Consider the following 16,608-nt stretch of genomic DNA (forward strand, 5'->3'; position numbering starts at 1 on the left):
TCATTTTGAACTCAAACATCGACCCCATCGTTATCCTGTCTGCAGCGCGTACGCCATTGGGCAGCTTTCAGGGAGAGTTGTCCCCATTGACGGCCCCGGAGTTGGGAGGCGCTGCCATTCGTGCGGCCGTGGAGCGCGCGAACCTGAATGAAGCGTCTGTCCAGGAATTGCTCATGGGATGCGTGCTCCCGGCTGGTGTCGGCCAGGCTCCGGCGCGGCAGGCCGGCATTCACGGCGGCCTGAGTCTCGCCGTGCCGTGCACCACGATCAGCAAGGTATGCGGTTCCGGTATGAAGGCGGTCATGTTGGCGCACGACCTGCTTGTGGCAAAGACCAATGACATCATGGTCGCGGGCGGCATGGAGTCAATGTCCAATGCGCCCTACCTGTTGCCGAAGGCTCGAGGCGGGTATCGACTGGGTCACGGGACGGTCCTGGACCATATGTTCCTCGATGGCCTTGAAGACCATTACAGCGAAGACACGCGCGGGCGCTTGATGGGAACCTTTGCGGAGGACTGTGCTGCTACGTACGGATTCACAAGAGATGCGCAAGACGAATGGGCGGTGTCGTCCACGCTGCGTGCGCAAGCCGCAATGGATGCCGGGGACTTTGACTGGGAGACCGTGCCACTCACGTTGGAGGGTCGCAAGGGGCGGGTGCAGGTAAGAAGTGATGAGCAGCCCTGCAAGGCTGATCTGAACCGTATTTCCACCCTGAAGCCTGCTTTCAGGAAAGACGGGACGGTGACGGCTGCAAACTCGAGTTCGATCTCGGATGGGGCTGCCGCAATGGTTCTTGCACGGCAATCCGTCGCAGAGACGATGGGGCTGCAACCGATTGCGAGGATCGTCGGTCACGCGACACACGCGCAAACTCCGGCGACATTCACCACTGCGCCAATCGGGGCGATCCAGAAGCTGCTCGGGCAACTGGAATGGTCCGCATCGGAAGTCGATCTTTGGGAGATCAACGAAGCATTCGCGGTTGTCGCAATGGCGGCCGTGCGCGATCTCCGGCTGGACCGGGACAAGGTCAACATCCACGGTGGCGCCTGTGCCTTGGGTCACCCCATCGGCGCTTCGGGTGCGCGGATCCTGGTCACGCTGTTGGCAGCGCTTAAGAAAACTGGCGGCCGTAGAGGGATCGCCTGCCTGTGTATTGGCGGTGGTGAGGCGACCGCCGTCGCCATTGAGATGGCTTGATCATCGGTAGTGCTGCATCTCCGACGCGATGCAGCACTACTGCTGTCGCAAACGTGTGTTAGTCGCCCATGTGGGCGAATTGCCGAAGTCCCTCAAGATCGATCACATGGATCGCGCCGTATTCCATTGCAACCATGCCTGCATCAGCAAGTTCGCGAAGTGCTCGATTGGTGTTTTGGCGCGACAGTCCCGTGAGCCGTCCAATTTCTTCTTGGGACAGCGCCAGGGTCCGGTCGGTCGATGGGTAGAGTTGACGGTGAAACAATTCGGTGAGGCAGAACGCCACACGACCTGCTGCTTCGTGGAGCCTCAGGTTGTGCACCAGGCCGACATAGTAGCCACAACGTGCGTTGAGCTGATCGATAACATATCGGCTGAATGTGTGATTCTGTTCGAGCAGCCAGAGGAACGTCGCTTTCGGTACATAGGCGATCCGGCTGTCTTTCAATGCCACTACCGAATACTGTCGTGGTTCGTCCTTGAGGACAGCACCCTCGCCAAACCATGCGCCCGCGGGCACGCTGGCGAAAGTAATGGCTCTTCCGCATGCGGATGCAGTATCTACTTTGACAATACCTTCGACAACGCCGAGCCAATGATCCGCCGGGGCGCCGCGGTGACAGGCCGTGCCTCCGGCGATCAGGTGCTTTTCAAAGGAGTCCGTCATGACGCGCGCTTTTTCCTGGTCCGTCAGGCGATCGAACCAAGCGGAATTCTCAAAGAATGACGCGAGCGTCGCGCGCATGGTCGTCTCAGCGGGCAGCGGCGGCCGAGAAATCTGTCTCCCGAAGCCGTGGGATAGCGATTGCATAGCGAGTTCTCTTTGGTTGCCCGTGGGAAGGCTCTTCGCTGCGTACGGTGTGCACGAACAGAAGTCAACCTTGCGTCGCGTTCGGCTGCGGAGCGCCGATTCGCCGATAGGATGAGCTTAAGAGAATCATGATTCCACTTAAGGCTAAGCGGCTCAACGGCCCATGTCAAGCCTTAATGCTCAGTAGAGGCAGGAAATTTCCCGGTTTTAAGACTATTAAAAGTGCGCTACGCTGCTCGTCATCGGCCGCGCGGCACTCTTAAGTGCAATGTGGATTCCTATTTGCGGGAAACCAGGTGGGCGGCCCTGGGTTACTACGCGGCGCTCGGGGGAAGGAAGGACAGCATTTGCCCCGCAACTCCGCGCAGGCAGAATGTGATGATCGCGGTGGCATGCGCACTCAGGGACGTCGACGCCTCAGCGGCCTCATTGCTTAGCGGCACGACGAGGCCTTCAAACAGGCAGCCAACGATGCAATCTGCTGAAGCAGCGGCGTTCTGAGCGGGGAATGCCTTCTCGGTGATGCCTTGTTCGATGATTGTCTTGAAGACTCGGGAGAGGGCCCGATGATAAGTCAGGCGCGCTGACTCTACGTCGGGTTCTACAGGTTCAGCGACGAGCGCATGGGCCAGTCGTCGACCGCGCAGCGCCCGGCTGGCAAAGGTCCAGGCGGCCGCGCCAAGCTTTTCGCAGGCGGCGCCGTCTCGCATCGCAATTCCCGCTACCACTTCGACTTCGCGTTGCGCCGTCGATTTGACGACTTCGACCATCAACTCCGTTTTGGAGGGAAAGTAGCGGTAAAGCGTCCCTATCGCGATGCCGGCAGCATCCGCGATCGCAGTCATCTGCGCTTCGCGGAAGCCTGATTGCGCCACAAGTTCGCGTGCCGCTTTAAGAATAAGGGGATGTTTGTCGGCGCCACGGCGTCGGATCCGGACCCGGTGGCCATTCGGAAGATCTTGCATGTCGAATCTGCCGTAGTTCTGTTTCCGCGTGGGACCGCGGTCCACGCGATTGCGGTACGCCGATTATGCCACGCACTGTCTCTCCATGCCCACGACGCGACTCCGTTGTCCCTGTTGATCCTGCTTTGCTTCCTGACGCACGTACAATTTTGTCCTATGCAAGACAATCTTCGCGCGACGATCGTTACTGTTCCTGCTGTGGGTTCTGTGATCACTGGAGTAGGCAATCCAGATGGAAGTGTCGATGCACGATGGCCGATCGGGGTTGTCAGTGAAGTGCATCGGATCGCGGAGCACTGCGTACAACATGGCAAGGAGACACAACTATGAATCATGTCATGCTCGCGATAAGGTTTGGCGTGGCGTTGCGGCTTTGACCGTGATCTCAACATTGACGATCTCGCTGGCTGGATGTGGGGGTGAAGAGGGCGCCCCATCAACCGGTGCACCTGGCCCAACGACTGCGCAAAAGTCACCGGCGGAACTGTGCGGCGAGTTGAAGGGCATTGCCATTCCAGCCGGAAATATTGGCTTGGCCTCTACGGGGGCAACGATAACTTCTGCAACGTTGGTCGCCGCGAGCGACAGCGGCAATACGAGCGGTGAGTTCTGCAAAGTACTGGGCGGCTTTCATTCCGTTGACTCTTCTGCACCGGACATCCAATTCGAAGTTGACCTTCCGACGGCATGGAACGGGAAGTCGCTCCACTTTGGCGGTGGTGGACTTGATGGAGTCATTCCTGACACGACTGGCTTCGCCGCATCGGGATTCTCGCCGTATGGGGAGCCGAGCGGTGTCCTTGCCCCGCTGGCTCGAGGCTATGTTACCTACGGTAGCGATGCTGGCCACCAGGCAGGCAATGACTTCGTCGGGACCTTCGCGTCAAACGATGAGGCACTAGCAAACTATGCAGGAAACCACATAAAAAAGACACACGACGTCGCGACGTTTCTGATGAAGGCGCGATATGGGCAATCCGCGAGCCAGAGCTACTTCATTGGGGGATCTGGAGGAGGTCGGATGGGACTCGTTGCCGCCCAAAAGTATGCGTCTGATTACGATGGCGTCATCGCCAGCTACCCTGCGTCCGGGCTGCTTGGTCTCTCGTTCCAGATGGGGCGAATTTCGCAAGCCTCCCTCTCACCTGGCGGGTTTATCAATGCCGCTAAGGGCAAGGTCTTGCGAGACGCGGTCATGTCGCAGTGCGATACCCTTGATGGGATAGCGGTCGGCGTCATTAGCAATCCAGGCGCGTGCGGATTTGACGCGGCCACACTGCGCTGTCCACGCGGTGCAGACACTGGAGACACGTGTCTGTCGGATGCATAACTCAATACCGTGGCGACAATTGCCACGCCGCTCACCACCAGCTTCGATTTCGCGAATGGTATTCGAACCATCCCGGCCTACAAAGTACTTGCTGGCGCCGACTTCTGAGGGCCGCTGTCTCCGCCCCTGGGTTCATCAGCGGACGCCGTTGCGGATCCGGCCACGGCTGATGTGGCAAAGGCATCGTTCTTCTATGCCTTCCCAAACGCCCTGGTGAAGTATGCAATTGCTCGCGACGCGAGCCTGAACATCCTTACCTTCGGGTTCACGAATCCCGGCGCCCTGACCGCGCGGACGCAAGCGGTGAGTCAGTTGATAGACGGGAACGAGCGTCAATTTCGATGCCTTCAAAAACAAGGGCGGAAAGTTGATCCTGCAACATGGCCAGGCGGACCAGTTCATTCCTGCGCAAATGTCCGTCGACTTGTACAACCGCCTGCTTGCAGCCTATGGGCAGTCCCAGCTGTCATCGTTCCTGAAGTTCTATTTGTTCCCGGGCGCAGCGCATGGCTTCGGCGGCCAATTTGAAGGAGGTTACGACAGCCTGACGGCCCTGGACAATTGGGTGACAAAAGGGGTGGAACCCCATGATCTGATCGTTACCGATGTGACTCCGTCAACTGCCGGTAGAAAGCGCCCGGTATGCGAGTATCCCGCGTGGCCAAAGTATGTCGGGGGGGACCCGAACAGTGCAACAAGTTACGTCTGTACTGCTTGAACCATCGAATGCACAGGTAAAGCAACCACATTGGCCCGACGTTTCGTCGGGCCAATGCATGTCGTGGATCTGGTGGTAATTCGACTTCATCCCTTGTTCCGCGCTGAGCGGAGTCACAAATCCATGCGCTACAGAGCCCGGCGGCGCAGTTCTTGAAGGCCAAAGTAGGATTGACGTCCGCCATTCACCCGTCTAGACATGAATGACCGAGGCCGGTAAGGGACGTCGGTCTGCAGTAGTCGATTCGCGAGCAACGACATCAGATGGGGGCTCTCATGCGAAACGCGCTGCTTCTGTTTGGGAAAGTCTATGCGAACGTCGGCCGAACCCTGGGGGTTGCGCCGGTCGCACGGACATCGTGCCTGATGTGCTTATTCCGCTTCGGCGCCCGCCAGCAGCACTAGGTCGGCGATTGCCGTTCCCCCGGCGGAGATATGCGTGCGCATCGCTTCCGCCGCACCATCTGGATTGCCAGTGAGCACGGCTTCGATGACAAAGCCGTGTTCCCGATATGAACTCGGCACGCGCGCGTCGTTGATCAGGCCCTTCTGTTGCCAGTAGATCGCCAGCCGCCTCCGTAGCTGGACGATCTGCTCGGTCAGGAACGGGTTTGCCGCGGCTTGGTAAAGCACCTCGTGGAACTTGCGGTTGGCCTCGATATAGCTCGCCGTGTCGCGTTGCTCTACATATGGCCCGGCCGCCCTGTGTGCCTGCTCAAGAACCTTCTTGCCCGCTGCTGAGATTCGTTGTGTCGCAAGCCGCGCGACCACGCCCTCCATTTCCGCCAGCGTCTCGAACATGGCAACCAGCTCGGCCGCACTGGGCTTGTACACGAACATGCCGGCGCGCGGGACGATGGTAACGAGTCCCTGTGCGGCGAGCATCAGCAGTGCTTCCCGCACCGGCGTGCGCGAGCTGTTGAATTCGTCAGCCAACGCTTTTTCATCGATCTGCGCACCCGGGCGCAAGGCACCGGACTGGATGGCGGAAACGACACGTTCTCGAATCTGATCTTGTAGTGACTGCACGGGTATACCCTTGTTTTTCCATTTATAAAATATCTGTAGCCTTTGTAGATATATCAAATGGTCACGGAGATATTGTGAGATGGATGATAACGCGCCTCGGCTGACGTTGGATGGCCCCATTGCGACGATCGGCTTCCGCCGCCCCGAAGTCGCCAATCGTCTCAGTCCAGGGGACCTGCGAACGCTGCGCGACCACATCGAGGCTGTCAATGAGATGGAGCGCGTACTGGTGCTGCGCTTTGTCAGTTCGGGCAAGTACTTCTGCAGCGGTTATGACATTGGGTCGCTCGCTGGCAAGGCCGACGAAGGCGCGCTGAACTTCGGGGAAGTCATGGACGCAGTCGAGATGGCGCGCCCGGTCACAATCGCCGCCGTCAATGGCGGCGTCTATGGCGGTGCTACCGACCTTTGCCTGGCCTGCGATTTTCGTATCGGCGTACCCGGTTGCGACATGTTCATGCCGGCCGCCCGGCTCGGCTTGCACTTCTATCGCGGTGGCATGGAGCGCTACGTCTCCCGCCTTGGATTGAACGCGGCCAAGCACCTGTTTCTCACGACCGAAAAAATCGACGCGCAGGACATGTTGCGCATCGGTTTTCTGACGGAAATCGTTGATGCGTCGATGCTGGCATCCCGCGTGGACGCGCTCTCACACCAACTGGCTGGCATGGCACCGATCGCGCTGCTCGGCATGAAGACCCACCTGAACGCGATTGCCCGTGGCGCGCTTGATGCCGAAGCGCTCCAGCGAGACCTGCATCGCTCGGAGACCTCCGCGGATCTTCGGGAAGGTGCGGCGGCGTGGAAGGAGAAGCGCCAGCCGCGGTTCACAGGAAAGTAGCAATACAGCTACAGAGGAGACAACCGTAATGAAGAAGATCGTATTCCGCCTGACGGCGTTAGCCGCAACCGTACTGGCCTTACCGGCCCATGCGGCCGCAATTGACTACCCGACCAAGCCGATTCGTCTGGTGATCGGCTTCCCTGCAGGGGGCGGAGCCGACAACACCGCTCGTCTATATGGCGATGCACTGAGCCGCGAACTGGGACAGCCGGTGATCGTCGACAACAAACCGGGCGCAGGCACCACCATCGCCGCGGAATTCGTATCGAAGGCGCCTGCGGATGGCTATACGCTCTATATCGCCACGGCCAGCTTGATGGGCGGCGACAAGGTGCTGTACAAGAACATCAGGTACCAGCCCTCTGATTTCGTGCCAATTACCCGGCTGGTGGCCGCGCCGATGATCCTGGTCGTTAACAAGGACACCGGTATCAAGAGCGTGCACGACCTGGTGGCACAGGCCAAGGCGCACCCAGGCATGCTCAATTACTCTTCCTCCGGTAATGGCGTGATCACACATTTGGCGGGGGTGTATTTCACTAAGCTGGCTGGCGTGCAGATGACCCATGTGCCCTTCAAGGGCGGCGCTCCGTCTGCGCAGGCGGTCGCTGCCGGCGAGGTGCAACTGACCTTCGGCACGGCACCGTCGGTCAAGCCGATGATCGACACCGGCAAGGCCATCGCCATCGCCGTGACGTCCGGCGAGCGTTCGCCGGCGCATCCAAAATTGCCGACCATTGCCGAAGGCGGCGTCAAGGGCTACGACCTGTCCGCGTGGTACGGGCTGTTCGCACCGGCGAAGACACCGCCAGCGATCATCGACAAGCTGTACGCTGCCACCGCAAAGGTCATGGCCGACCCGGAACTGAAACGGAAATTCCTGGCGCAGGGTGATGAAGTCTCGGTGTCCGGCTCAGTCGCCGAATTCAAGGAATACGCCGCGCGAGAAGGCAAGATGGGCGTCGACCTGGCGGTCTCGAGCGGCGCAAAGATCGACTAATGAAGCGGAGCACGTTATGACAAAGGAATGTGGCCAATTGCCACTGGCGGGAATCACCGTGGTTGATCTGACGCGGGTGCTTGCGGGCCCGTACTGTACGATGATGCTTGCCGACCTCGGGGCTCGGGTTATCAAGATTGAGAACCCGGACGGCGGCGATGACTCGCGCCAGGTTGGCCCGTTTGTCGATGGTGAATCAGCCTACTTCGCATCGATCAACCGCAACAAGGAATCGATCGCGCTGGACCTCAAGAACCCTGCCGACCGCAAGGTACTCGACCGCATGCTCGCCACCGCCGACGTGCTGGTGGAGAACTTCCGTGCTGGCGTCATGGAAAAGCTGGGCTTCACGTGGGAGGACCTGCACGCCCGCTATCCGCGCCTCGTGTATGCATCTATCTCCGGCTTCGGCCAGACCGGACCGTATCGCAACCGCCCGGCCTATGACATGGTGGTCCAGGCCATGGGGGGGCTGATGAGCGTGACGGGGGAGGTGGGCGGCAACCCGGCACGCGTCGGGGTTTCGATTGGCGATATCGGGGCGGGTTTGTACGCCACGATCGGCATCCAGTCCGCACTGCTCAAGCGCCTGCATACTGGCCTGGGCGAGCGCGTCGACATTTCCATGCTGGATTGTCAGGTTGCGCTGCTGGAGAATCCGATCGCGCGCTACTCGGCGACCGGGAGCGTACCAAAGCCGCTCGGCACCCGCCATCCTTCGATTACACCGTTTGACATGTTCGCCACCAAAGACGGCTTTATTGTCATCGCAGTTGGCAATGATGCCTTGTTTACCAAGCTCTGCAACGCCCTCGGCCGCGGCGAATGGGCACAGGAGACAAGATTCGCTACGGTGCCGTCGCGCAATGAACATCATGTCGCGCTCAAGGCTTGCCTGGAGTCGCGGCTGGCTGATGCCACCACGTCAGAGTGGGAAACAGTCCTCGAAGCAGCCGGTGTCCCGCATGGCCCGATGAACAGCGTTCCGCAACTGATCAGTAACCCGCACGTCCAGGCGCGCGGGATGATCCTCGACATCGGCATTGGCGATGGCAAGGCGCTGCAAATCGCGGGCAACCCCGTCAAGATCGGAGCGGCGGCGGTGCTGTCGGGGGTCCGCAATCCGCCGGCGCTGGATCAGGATCGGGAACGGCTGCTGGCGGAGTTCGCCGGCTGACAGCCGCGGCAGTCAGGGTCATACCTCCGTGTGGCGGGGCTGCCGGCCATAACTCGAAGCACCGCATGTCGGCTTATGGAGTCACGTGAGCGGCCTGCGCTGCCTCAGTCGGCCGTGATGTTGTTTGCTTTCACCATGTCCCGGCCATCTTGTCGTGGGTGCGGGTCAAGGTTCCGAGTGGCTCCGGCGCGGTCGGAACTGGTGGTGAAGGGATCTCGGTCCGCCGCTAACCCGGTCGTCTCTTGCCGAGCGAGGGTGTGGGAAAACGTCCCGATCGCCTAGCTGGATCAACCCATTCAGTTTGGGGGGCCGGATGAAGCGAATCATAGAGGGAGAAGACCGCAAGGAAGCTACGCTGCTTTCAGAATGCCTATGGCTACCTCAACCGGGTCAGTCCAGCCGTCATTTGGAACGCGAATGCCGACGCAATATGAACTGATGTTGTTGACCGGCCGACTGGCGCCGGACTTCAAGACGATTGCAGACTTCCGCAGGGATAACAGCACGGGCATTCGCAATGTCCACCGTCGTTCCATAGTTCTGTGCCGCGATTTGAAGTTCTTCTCGCAGGCCCTGGTCCGCCATCGTCATGCGCGGTGTTCCCATCTTGCCTAGTCGATGCGAAGACAGATCTTTCCGAAATGCTCTCCTGAGGCGAGGTAGTGCATCGCCGAATGAAGCGCCTCGAATGGAAAAATGCGATCGACTACAGGCTGGAGTTTGGTTCTATCAAAATGGGACACCATCGCTTCAAAGTCCTCACGACTGCCTACGGTGATTCCATGGAGTCTGATGTGTCGCGTGACAATTTGTCCAAGCGGGACTGTGGGTTCCGATCCTGATAGAACACCGATCAAGCTAATTGTGCCTCCCGTCCGAACAGCGCGCACGGACTGGGCCAGTGTGTCTGCGCCGCCAACCTCGACGATATGGTCCACGCCAACGCCACCAGTACAATCTCTTACTGTGCGCCACCATTGCTGATCCGTCTTGTAGTTGATTAGGTAGTCCGCCCCGAGCGCCCGCGCGCGCGCAAGCTTCTTGTCGCTGGAGGACGTAATAATCACGATGGCACCAAATGACTTCGCAATCTGCAGTGCGAACAGCGATACCCCACCGGTTCCCTGCAAAAGGACGGTGTCTCCTCGCTTCAGACGGCCCTCTGTGACCAAGGATCGCCATGCCGTGACACCCGCTGTGGGCAATGTTGCGGCTTCGTAATCAGACAGATAGGCCGGCACACGGGATACTCCTTCCTGTGGAACCACAAGTTGAGTAGTCATGGTCCCGTCCTGCTCGCAACCGAGGCTTGATTGCATTCGTTCGGCATTTGGTGCGCCGTCGAGCCAGGTTTGGTAGAAAATCGGGCACACCCGATCTCCTACCTGCACTCGGTTGACCCCTTCGCCAACGGCATCAATCATACCTACTCCATCGCTGAGTACGACCAGTGGGAGTTCCTTCATTCGCTTCCCGTAGCCCCGAGTGGGAATAATCAAGTCGCGAAAATTTAGTGCGGCTGCCCGCATCTTGACACGGACTTCCCCTGGGGACGGCCAACGATCCGGCATGGAAGCCATCTGCAGATTCTCGATGGACCAGTCCTGACTGACTTGAAATACACGCATCGCACAAGTTCTCCATGACATTTGTTTCGAAAAAAAACCGAGATTCGCCGTTGCTACCTCGTGTGGATTGGCTCTTGAACCGTGTCGAGTGATCGGCGGACCTTCGAACTACTGAGACGCGTAACTCGTCTCGCGATGATGGCGTTGAACTCGCCCGTGATGCCCTTGCGAAAAAGCAGTACGCAAACAATGAAAGTCAAACCAGTGATGATCGTGACAGACTCGCCGAGGGCCTGGAACCATTCGATGTGAGTGACCTTCGCGAGTACCTCGCCGATTTCTCCCAGTTTATTTTCAAGGACCATGATGACGACCGCGCCGACTACTGGCCCAGAGAGGGTACCGACCCCGCCTACCAACGTCATCAGGACAACCATGCCTGACATGCCCCAATGCACATCAACGAGAGTCTCGAAGCCAAGCACGAGCGCCTTAACGGAGCCAGCTAAGCCGGTAAGGGCCGAGGACAGGACAAAGGCAACAATCTTGTATCGGTCAGCATCGTAGCCCAGCGAGATCGCTCGCGCCTCGTTCTCTTTGACTGCGCGCAGAATCTGGCCGAACGGAGAATGGACAATCCGGGCGATTAGCGCCAGAGCCGCGACGAATACTCCTAGTACGAAGTAGTACATGGTCATGTCGTTGGCAAGGTCGAATATGCCGAGGAGCCTGCCCCGGGGAATACCTTGCATCCCGTCTTCGCCACCGGTAACCGGCGTTTGCAGGCAGAGGAAATAGATCATCTGTGCCAGCGCAAGGGTAATCATCGTGAAGTAGATCCCCTTTCGGCGGATCGCAAGACTTGCCATGAGGAGTCCCAGGAAGGCAGAAGTTAGCGAGCCGAGCAAGATGGCTCCCTCCACGGGGATACCGAGGTCGCGGGCCACATATCCAGTCACGTAGCCTGCCGAGCCGAAAAGAGCCGCGTGACCGAACGACAGAAGACCGGTGAACCCCATCAGAAGGTTGAATGCGCAAGCGAAGAGCGCGAAGCACATGACCTTCATCAGGAGGACGGGGTAAAAGAAAGTTGGAAGGACCAAAGCAATCCCGATGACCGCTGCAATAAATAGTTTCTTAGCCATGGAGCGCTCCGTTAGTTATCTTTTCCGAATAGTCCAGACGGTCTGACCAGAAGGATTACAGCCATGAGAATGAAAACCACCGTGGCTGAGAGTTCCGGATAGAAGACACGGGTGAATCCCTCAATAACGCCGAGTCCCAATCCGGTGACGATGGATCCAATGATCGATCCCATGCCCCCTATCACTACTACAGCAAACACCGTGATGATCAGGTTTGAACCCATCAATGGCGATACCTGAATGATGGGAGCGGCGAGCACACCGGCCAAGGCTGCCAGCGCAACCCCGAACACGTACGTAAGCGTCACCATTACGGGCACATTCACCCCAAACGCTTCGACGAGTTTCGGGTTTTCTGTTCCTGCCCGTAAGTAGGCACCCAACTTGGTACGTTCGATGACGTACCAGGTGGAGAAACATGCTGCAAGGGACGCGACGACGACCCAGACGCGGTAGGTGGGCAGCATCATGAAGCCTAGATCTACGGCACCGGTGAGTTCACTCGGTGCGCCATATGGTTGTCCAGAGACGCCATATGCAGTGCGGAAGACCCCTTCGAGGACGAGCGTGATTCCTAGGGTCAGTAGCAGACCATACACGTGGTCAACCTTGTAGAGCCAGCGTAGCATCGTCCTTTCGATGAAATAGCCTAGTGCACCGACGATGACCGGAGCCAAAAGCAACATCGTCCAGTAACTAAGCCCGAGGTAGTTCATTCCCATCCATGCAAGAAAGGCACCCACCATGTAGAGAGTGCCGTGCGCAAAATTGATGACGTTGAGCAGGCCGAATATCACAGCTAGACCAAGCGATAGCATTGCGTAGAACGAGCCGTTGACCAAGCCAATTAGTAGTTGGCTCATGAGCGCCGGCAGCGGAATGCCGAATAGTTGATCCATGGTTCAAACTCCCAGCAGATCGGTAAGGATGGAGGCCTTCGTAGGCAGCTCGGCGGCGTCGAAATGCTCGATAGTCTGACCGTGTTCCACCACATAGAAGCGGTCGGCAAGCGGTGCTGCAAAGTTGAAGTTCTGCTCAACCATCACGATGGTGTATCCCTTCTGCTTGAGCATGGAGATCATGCGAGCCAACGCTTGCACGATTACCGGCGCTAGTCCCTCTGAAATCTCGTCCAGAAGCAGAAGGCGTGCACCCGTGCGGAGAATGCGAGCCACGGCGAGCATTTGTTGCTCCCCCCCGGATAGGCGAGTTCCCGGACTGTTGCGACGTTCCGCCAAGTTTGGGAACATGTCGTAAATCTCCGCCACTGACATGCCACCTTTGGTTTTTGCCAAGGTCGGAGGCAGCAACAGGTTCTCTTGTGTGGTGAGCCCGGAGAAAATTCCCCTTTCCTCCGGGCAATATCCGACTCCGAGATGTGCAATTTTGTGTGTTGCGAGCCCAGTGGATTCAATGCCATTGATCTTGACTGAGCCTTGTCTTGTGCTCACCAGGCCCAAGATCGCCCTCAGCGTGGTGGTTCTTCCTGATCCGTTGCGGCCGAGAAGCGTAACAACTTCTCCTTGTCCGACAGAGAAGTTGATACCGTGCAAGATATGGGATTCCCCATACCAGGCGTGGAGATTCTCGACTTCAAGTGCCATTTCCATGTCGCGTTCCTCAGCAGCCGTCAGTGCTGTCGTCAATGTGCACCTGTGAGAGGTGCGGTTGGGGTGCCCATGTATGCCTCGACAACGGAGGGGAGGCAAGATACCTCTTCGTAGGTTCCCTCCGCGAGAAGAGCCCCTCGTTGCAGCACGGAAATCCGGTCGCAGATTCGCGAAACCACGCCCATGTTGTGCTCGACCATCAGGATTGTTCGGCCTGCGGAGATCCGCTTGATAAGATCCGCTACTCGAGACACGTCCTCGTGTCCCATCCCCTGGGTGGGCTCGTCAAGCAGCATCAGCTCGGGCTCCATGGCAAGCGTTGTTGCGATTTCCAGCGCACGCTTGCGGCCATAGGGGAGATCTACGGTGACCATATCGGCGAACTCGCGCAAGTCGACCTCATCAAGCAGTTCCATGGCGCGAGCGTCAAGCTGCTGCAGCAGGCGGCTACTCCTCCAGAAGTGGAATGACGTCCCCAATGCTCGCTGGAGTCCTATCCGCACGTTCTCCAACACCGTCATATGAGGAAATACTGCGGATATCTGGAAGGAGCGGATAATCCCGTCCTTTGCAAGCTGGGCCGGTCGGGAACCGGTCACGTCACGACCGTTGTACAAGATGGACCCACTCGTCGGCACAAGGAACTTGGTAAGCAGATTGAAGCAGGTTGTCTTTCCTGCGCCGTTTGGGCCGATCAGTGCGTGAATATGGCCGCGTTGAATCTTCATGTTGACGGCGGCTACGGCAGTGAATCCCTTGAACTGCTTTGTAAGCCCGCGAGTCTCTAGGATGACGTCTGTCATCGTTGGCTCCGATCGTCGTAGTGCCTTTCGGTCCCACATTGTTTGAGGCGAAAGGGAGCCCTTGACGCAAGCGGAACGCTCACATCACCGACTCATGCGTGTTGGAAGAGAAGGCTCAAGGCCTGAGCTGGCGCCGCACGTGTCAGTCCCCCGTGCAGCGCTGGGCGAGGCCACACACCAGCCGCGTGTTTATAGGCGTCAAGTGGTGGCGAAGCGTCCTATCTAGCTCTTCTTGAGCAGAGGGCACTTGCTCTGCTCAACTGGAATGGTTACCGTACTTGCAGGCAAGGTCTTGATGAGCTTGTAGTAGTCCCATGGATACTTCGACTCCTCAGGCTTCTTAACCTGCATTAAGTACATGTCATGGACCATGCGACCGTCCTCGCGAATTCGGCCATTCTTTGCGAAGAAGTCATTGATGGGCAGCTCTCGCATTTTTGCCATGACGTCTTTGGCGTTGTCCGTTCCGGCGGCCTGGACAGCTTGCAGGTAGTGCATGGCCGATGAATAGTTGCCGGCATGTACCATGTTCGGCATCTTCTTCATCTTGTCGTAGTAGCGCTTGGACCATTTCCTTGTCTCATCATTCATGTCCCAGTAGAACGGGGTCGTAAGAATCAGGCCCTGTGCCGTCTTCAGCCCCATGCTGTGGACATCGGTGATGGTCGTTGCAAGACCAACGAGACTCTGTCTCCCAGACTTCGTAATGCCGAACTCCTGGGCCGACTTCATTGCGTTGACTGTATCAACACCGGCATTTGCCAAGCCAATCACCTTTGCCTTGGATGCCTGTGCCTGCATCATGAAGGAGGAGAAATCGGCTGCGCCGAGGGGATGCTTCGCGCTACCAACGACCTTGCCATGCGCTGCATTGACAGTGCCAGTGAGGCGATCCAACATCAGTGTTCCGAACGCATAGTCTGCAGCGAGAATGAACCATGTGTCGCCGCCCTGGTCCAGCATAGCTTTCGCTGTGCCGTTCGCGAAAGCATAGGTGTCGGCGACATAGTGCACAGTGTTTGGTGTGCACTCTTCGTTGGTGACCTTCTCGGTCATCGCCGCATTGACAATGGCGATGCGATTTTTTTCGTAGGCGAGTTTGCTTACCGCGATGGCGATTGCCGAGTTCGTTAGATCAATTACAGCATCGACTTTCTGTGTGTCAAACCACTCGCGTGCCTTAGTGGACGCTGTATCCGTCTTATTGAGATGATCTGCCACTACCACTTCGATTGGCTTGCCGAGAACCTTTCCACCAAAATCCTCAATTGCCATCTTCACTGCGGTGACGGTCCCCGGTCCTGAGAATTCTGAGTAATTTCCGGAAAGGTCAGTGAGCACGCCAAGCTTCACGACATCGTCCGAAATCTTGCCAGATTGGGCGTAGCCAAAATTTGCCACCATTGCGGTACTCAGTACCGCCGCAGCGCCGAATGCGATTCGATGTTTCATTTTTTGTCTCCTACCTTATGGTTTTGAGTATCGCTATTTTTGGAACATCCGCACGATTGACGAAATGTCTTTCGCTCCGTGCCCCTGCAGGCTTGCTAGCCGGAACATCTGGTTGGAGAGGGCGGTCATTGGCAGTGGCTGTTTCATGCCGTTGGCGGCATCCAGCGCCAGCGAAAGATCCTTAATCATGAGATCGCAAGCGAAACCCCCTTCAAAATCGTTCGATGCCGGCGCAGTCTTCACGACTCCCGGATAGGGGTTGTACACCTCGGATACCCAGCAGTGCCCTGACGATGTATTGATAATCGCAGCCAAGACATCTGGTGAGAGGCCGAGGCTCACACCCAGGCACATCGATTCGGATACGGCAACGGTGGATACGCCAAGCAGCAGGTTGTTGCAGATTTTGGCTGCCTGTCCGCTCCCCGCGCTACCACAGCGGACAATGTTCTTTCCCATCGCGGCAAGAATTGGCTGAGCTGCGACGAACGCCTCTTCCGTGCCGCCGACCATGAACGTGAGCGTTGCTGCCTGTGCTCCGGGAACGCCTCCGGAAACCGGGGCATCGATCATTGAATTTCCATGCGCTTGCGCAATCGATTCGAGCTCGCGAGCCATTTGGGGATCGCTTGTGCTGCAATCGATGATGAGCGAGCCCGGCTTGGTGTGGACAATGATCCCGTCGGGACCACCAAGAACACTCCGAACGATCGCTGGTGTTGGCAGCATCGTGATGACCACATCGGCAGTTGCGGCGAGGTCGGCGAGAGTTTTTTCAGCAATCGCGCCGAGTTCGACAGCGAGACTCACCGCATGTGCTGAAGTGTCGAAAACTCGGACCTGCATTTCGCTTTTCAGCAAATTCCTCACCATGGGCAGACCCATGTGGCCCAGTCCTACGAAACCGATGTTCATTTGTTGTCTCCTGTGTAACTTGTCCGTTTTCTCGGGG

At 57.9% G+C, this 16,608-nt stretch carries 15 protein-coding genes and 2 pseudogenes; 7 read left to right on the forward strand and 10 right to left on the reverse strand.

Annotated elements, in window-relative coordinates; all coding sequences use genetic code 11:
- Positions 1-2 precede the first annotated feature (2 nt).
- Positions 3-1,205 carry an acetyl-CoA C-acyltransferase gene (locus ACIGJG_RS31435; RefSeq protein WP_483674364.1) on the forward strand — a complete coding sequence of 401 codons (1,203 nt, stop codon included), beginning with the start codon at positions 3-5 and terminating at the stop codon, positions 1,203-1,205.
- Between the two features lie 58 nt (positions 1,206-1,263).
- Here ACIGJG_RS31435 and ACIGJG_RS31440 read toward each other — a convergent pair whose 3' ends face one another.
- Positions 1,264-1,950 carry a Crp/Fnr family transcriptional regulator gene (locus ACIGJG_RS31440; protein ID WP_483674278.1) on the reverse strand — a complete coding sequence of 229 codons (687 nt, stop codon included), beginning with the start codon at positions 1,948-1,950 and terminating at the stop codon, positions 1,264-1,266.
- Positions 1,951-2,330: 380 nt separating this feature from the next.
- Complete coding sequence (locus ACIGJG_RS31445; RefSeq protein ID WP_483674279.1) at positions 2,331-2,981, reverse strand: TetR/AcrR family transcriptional regulator; 651 nt, start codon at positions 2,979-2,981, stop codon at positions 2,331-2,333.
- A gap of 379 nt (positions 2,982-3,360) precedes the next feature.
- On the opposite strand from ACIGJG_RS31445, the gene ACIGJG_RS31450 reads away from it, so the two are divergent.
- Together ACIGJG_RS31450 and ACIGJG_RS31455 are read left to right on the forward strand one after the other, a co-directional pair.
- Complete coding sequence (locus ACIGJG_RS31450) at positions 3,361-4,311, forward strand: tannase/feruloyl esterase family alpha/beta hydrolase (RefSeq protein ID WP_483674366.1); 951 nt, start codon at positions 3,361-3,363, stop codon at positions 4,309-4,311.
- 367 nt (positions 4,312-4,678) lie between these two features.
- Entirely contained in the window at positions 4,679-5,029 is a 351-nt protein-coding gene (locus ACIGJG_RS31455; protein ID WP_483674281.1) for a tannase/feruloyl esterase family alpha/beta hydrolase, read from the forward strand.
- Positions 5,030-5,400: 371 nt separating this feature from the next.
- Here the strand turns inward: ACIGJG_RS31455 and ACIGJG_RS31460 are convergent, their stop codons facing one another.
- The gene (locus ACIGJG_RS31460) at positions 5,401-6,114 is read right to left on the reverse strand and encodes a GntR family transcriptional regulator (protein ID WP_483674282.1); all 714 of its coding nucleotides are present in this window, start codon (positions 6,112-6,114) and stop codon (positions 5,401-5,403) included.
- 22 nt (positions 6,115-6,136) lie between these two features.
- Between ACIGJG_RS31460 and ACIGJG_RS31465 the strand changes: the two genes are divergently transcribed.
- From ACIGJG_RS31465 to ACIGJG_RS31480, 4 genes and pseudogenes are all read left to right on the forward strand, one after another.
- Positions 6,137-6,898 (forward strand): enoyl-CoA hydratase/isomerase family protein, encoded by a 762-nt coding sequence (locus ACIGJG_RS31465; RefSeq protein WP_011295731.1) that lies wholly within the window; start codon positions 6,137-6,139, stop codon positions 6,896-6,898.
- 28 nt (positions 6,899-6,926) lie between these two features.
- The gene (locus ACIGJG_RS31470) at positions 6,927-7,901 is read left to right on the forward strand and encodes a tripartite tricarboxylate transporter substrate binding protein (RefSeq protein WP_483674283.1); all 975 of its coding nucleotides are present in this window, start codon (positions 6,927-6,929) and stop codon (positions 7,899-7,901) included.
- A gap of 16 nt (positions 7,902-7,917) precedes the next feature.
- Entirely contained in the window at positions 7,918-9,078 is a 1,161-nt protein-coding gene (locus ACIGJG_RS31475) for a CaiB/BaiF CoA transferase family protein (RefSeq protein ID WP_483674284.1), read from the forward strand.
- A gap of 371 nt (positions 9,079-9,449) precedes the next feature.
- Positions 9,450-9,657 (forward strand): annotated as a pseudogene (locus ACIGJG_RS31480) (transposase); the annotation flags it as partial.
- 32 nt (positions 9,658-9,689) lie between these two features.
- On the opposite strand, the gene ACIGJG_RS31485 reads toward ACIGJG_RS31480, so the two are convergent.
- The 7 genes and pseudogenes from ACIGJG_RS31485 to mmsB form a co-directional block, all read right to left on the reverse strand.
- Positions 9,690-10,706 (reverse strand): zinc-dependent alcohol dehydrogenase family protein, encoded by a 1,017-nt coding sequence (locus ACIGJG_RS31485; RefSeq protein WP_483674285.1) that lies wholly within the window; start codon positions 10,704-10,706, stop codon positions 9,690-9,692.
- A 53-nt stretch (positions 10,707-10,759) separates the two neighbouring features.
- Positions 10,760-11,791, reverse strand: coding sequence for a branched-chain amino acid ABC transporter permease (locus tag ACIGJG_RS31490; protein ID WP_011295735.1), 1,032 nt, complete (start codon positions 11,789-11,791; stop codon positions 10,760-10,762).
- A gap of 11 nt (positions 11,792-11,802) precedes the next feature.
- Positions 11,803-12,690, reverse strand: coding sequence for a branched-chain amino acid ABC transporter permease (locus ACIGJG_RS31495; protein ID WP_483674286.1), 888 nt, complete (start codon positions 12,688-12,690; stop codon positions 11,803-11,805).
- Between the two features lie 3 nt (positions 12,691-12,693).
- Positions 12,694-13,401, reverse strand: coding sequence for an ABC transporter ATP-binding protein (locus ACIGJG_RS31500; RefSeq protein ID WP_483674287.1), 708 nt, complete (start codon positions 13,399-13,401; stop codon positions 12,694-12,696).
- Between the two features lie 32 nt (positions 13,402-13,433).
- Positions 13,434-14,204, reverse strand: a complete 771-nt coding sequence (locus ACIGJG_RS31505) for an ABC transporter ATP-binding protein (RefSeq protein WP_483674289.1) — start codon at positions 14,202-14,204, stop codon at positions 13,434-13,436.
- Positions 14,205-14,426: 222 nt separating this feature from the next.
- Entirely contained in the window at positions 14,427-15,656 is a 1,230-nt protein-coding gene (locus ACIGJG_RS31510; protein WP_483674291.1) for an ABC transporter substrate-binding protein, read from the reverse strand.
- A 33-nt stretch (positions 15,657-15,689) separates the two neighbouring features.
- A pseudogene (gene mmsB / locus ACIGJG_RS31515) lies at positions 15,690-16,583 on the reverse strand (3-hydroxyisobutyrate dehydrogenase); the annotation flags it as partial.
- Positions 16,584-16,608: the final 25 nt, after the last annotated feature.

Source organism: Cupriavidus sp. C1SS-2L, assembly GCF_057073735.1.

Coding starts and splice junctions, on each gene's coding strand:
- ACIGJG_RS31440 (WP_483674278.1), bottom strand. CDS start 1,950: ATGCGCGCGACGCTCGCGTCATTCTTTGAGAATTCCGCTTGGTTCGAT.
- ACIGJG_RS31445 (WP_483674279.1), bottom strand. CDS start 2,981: ATGCAAGATCTTCCGAATGGCCACCGGGTCCGGATCCGACGCCGTGGC.
- ACIGJG_RS31465 (WP_011295731.1), top strand. CDS start 6,137: ATGGATGATAACGCGCCTCGGCTGACGTTGGATGGCCCCATTGCGACG.
- ACIGJG_RS31470 (WP_483674283.1), top strand. CDS start 6,927: ATGAAGAAGATCGTATTCCGCCTGACGGCGTTAGCCGCAACCGTACTG.
- ACIGJG_RS31475 (WP_483674284.1), top strand. CDS start 7,918: ATGACAAAGGAATGTGGCCAATTGCCACTGGCGGGAATCACCGTGGTT.
- ACIGJG_RS31485 (WP_483674285.1), bottom strand. CDS start 10,706: ATGCGTGTATTTCAAGTCAGTCAGGACTGGTCCATCGAGAATCTGCAG.
- ACIGJG_RS31490 (WP_011295735.1), bottom strand. CDS start 11,791: ATGGCTAAGAAACTATTTATTGCAGCGGTCATCGGGATTGCTTTGGTC.
- ACIGJG_RS31495 (WP_483674286.1), bottom strand. CDS start 12,690: ATGGATCAACTATTCGGCATTCCGCTGCCGGCGCTCATGAGCCAACTA.
- ACIGJG_RS31500 (WP_483674287.1), bottom strand. CDS start 13,401: ATGGAAATGGCACTTGAAGTCGAGAATCTCCACGCCTGGTATGGGGAA.
- ACIGJG_RS31505 (WP_483674289.1), bottom strand. CDS start 14,204: ATGACAGACGTCATCCTAGAGACTCGCGGGCTTACAAAGCAGTTCAAG.
- ACIGJG_RS31510 (WP_483674291.1), bottom strand. CDS start 15,656: ATGAAACATCGAATCGCATTCGGCGCTGCGGCGGTACTGAGTACCGCA.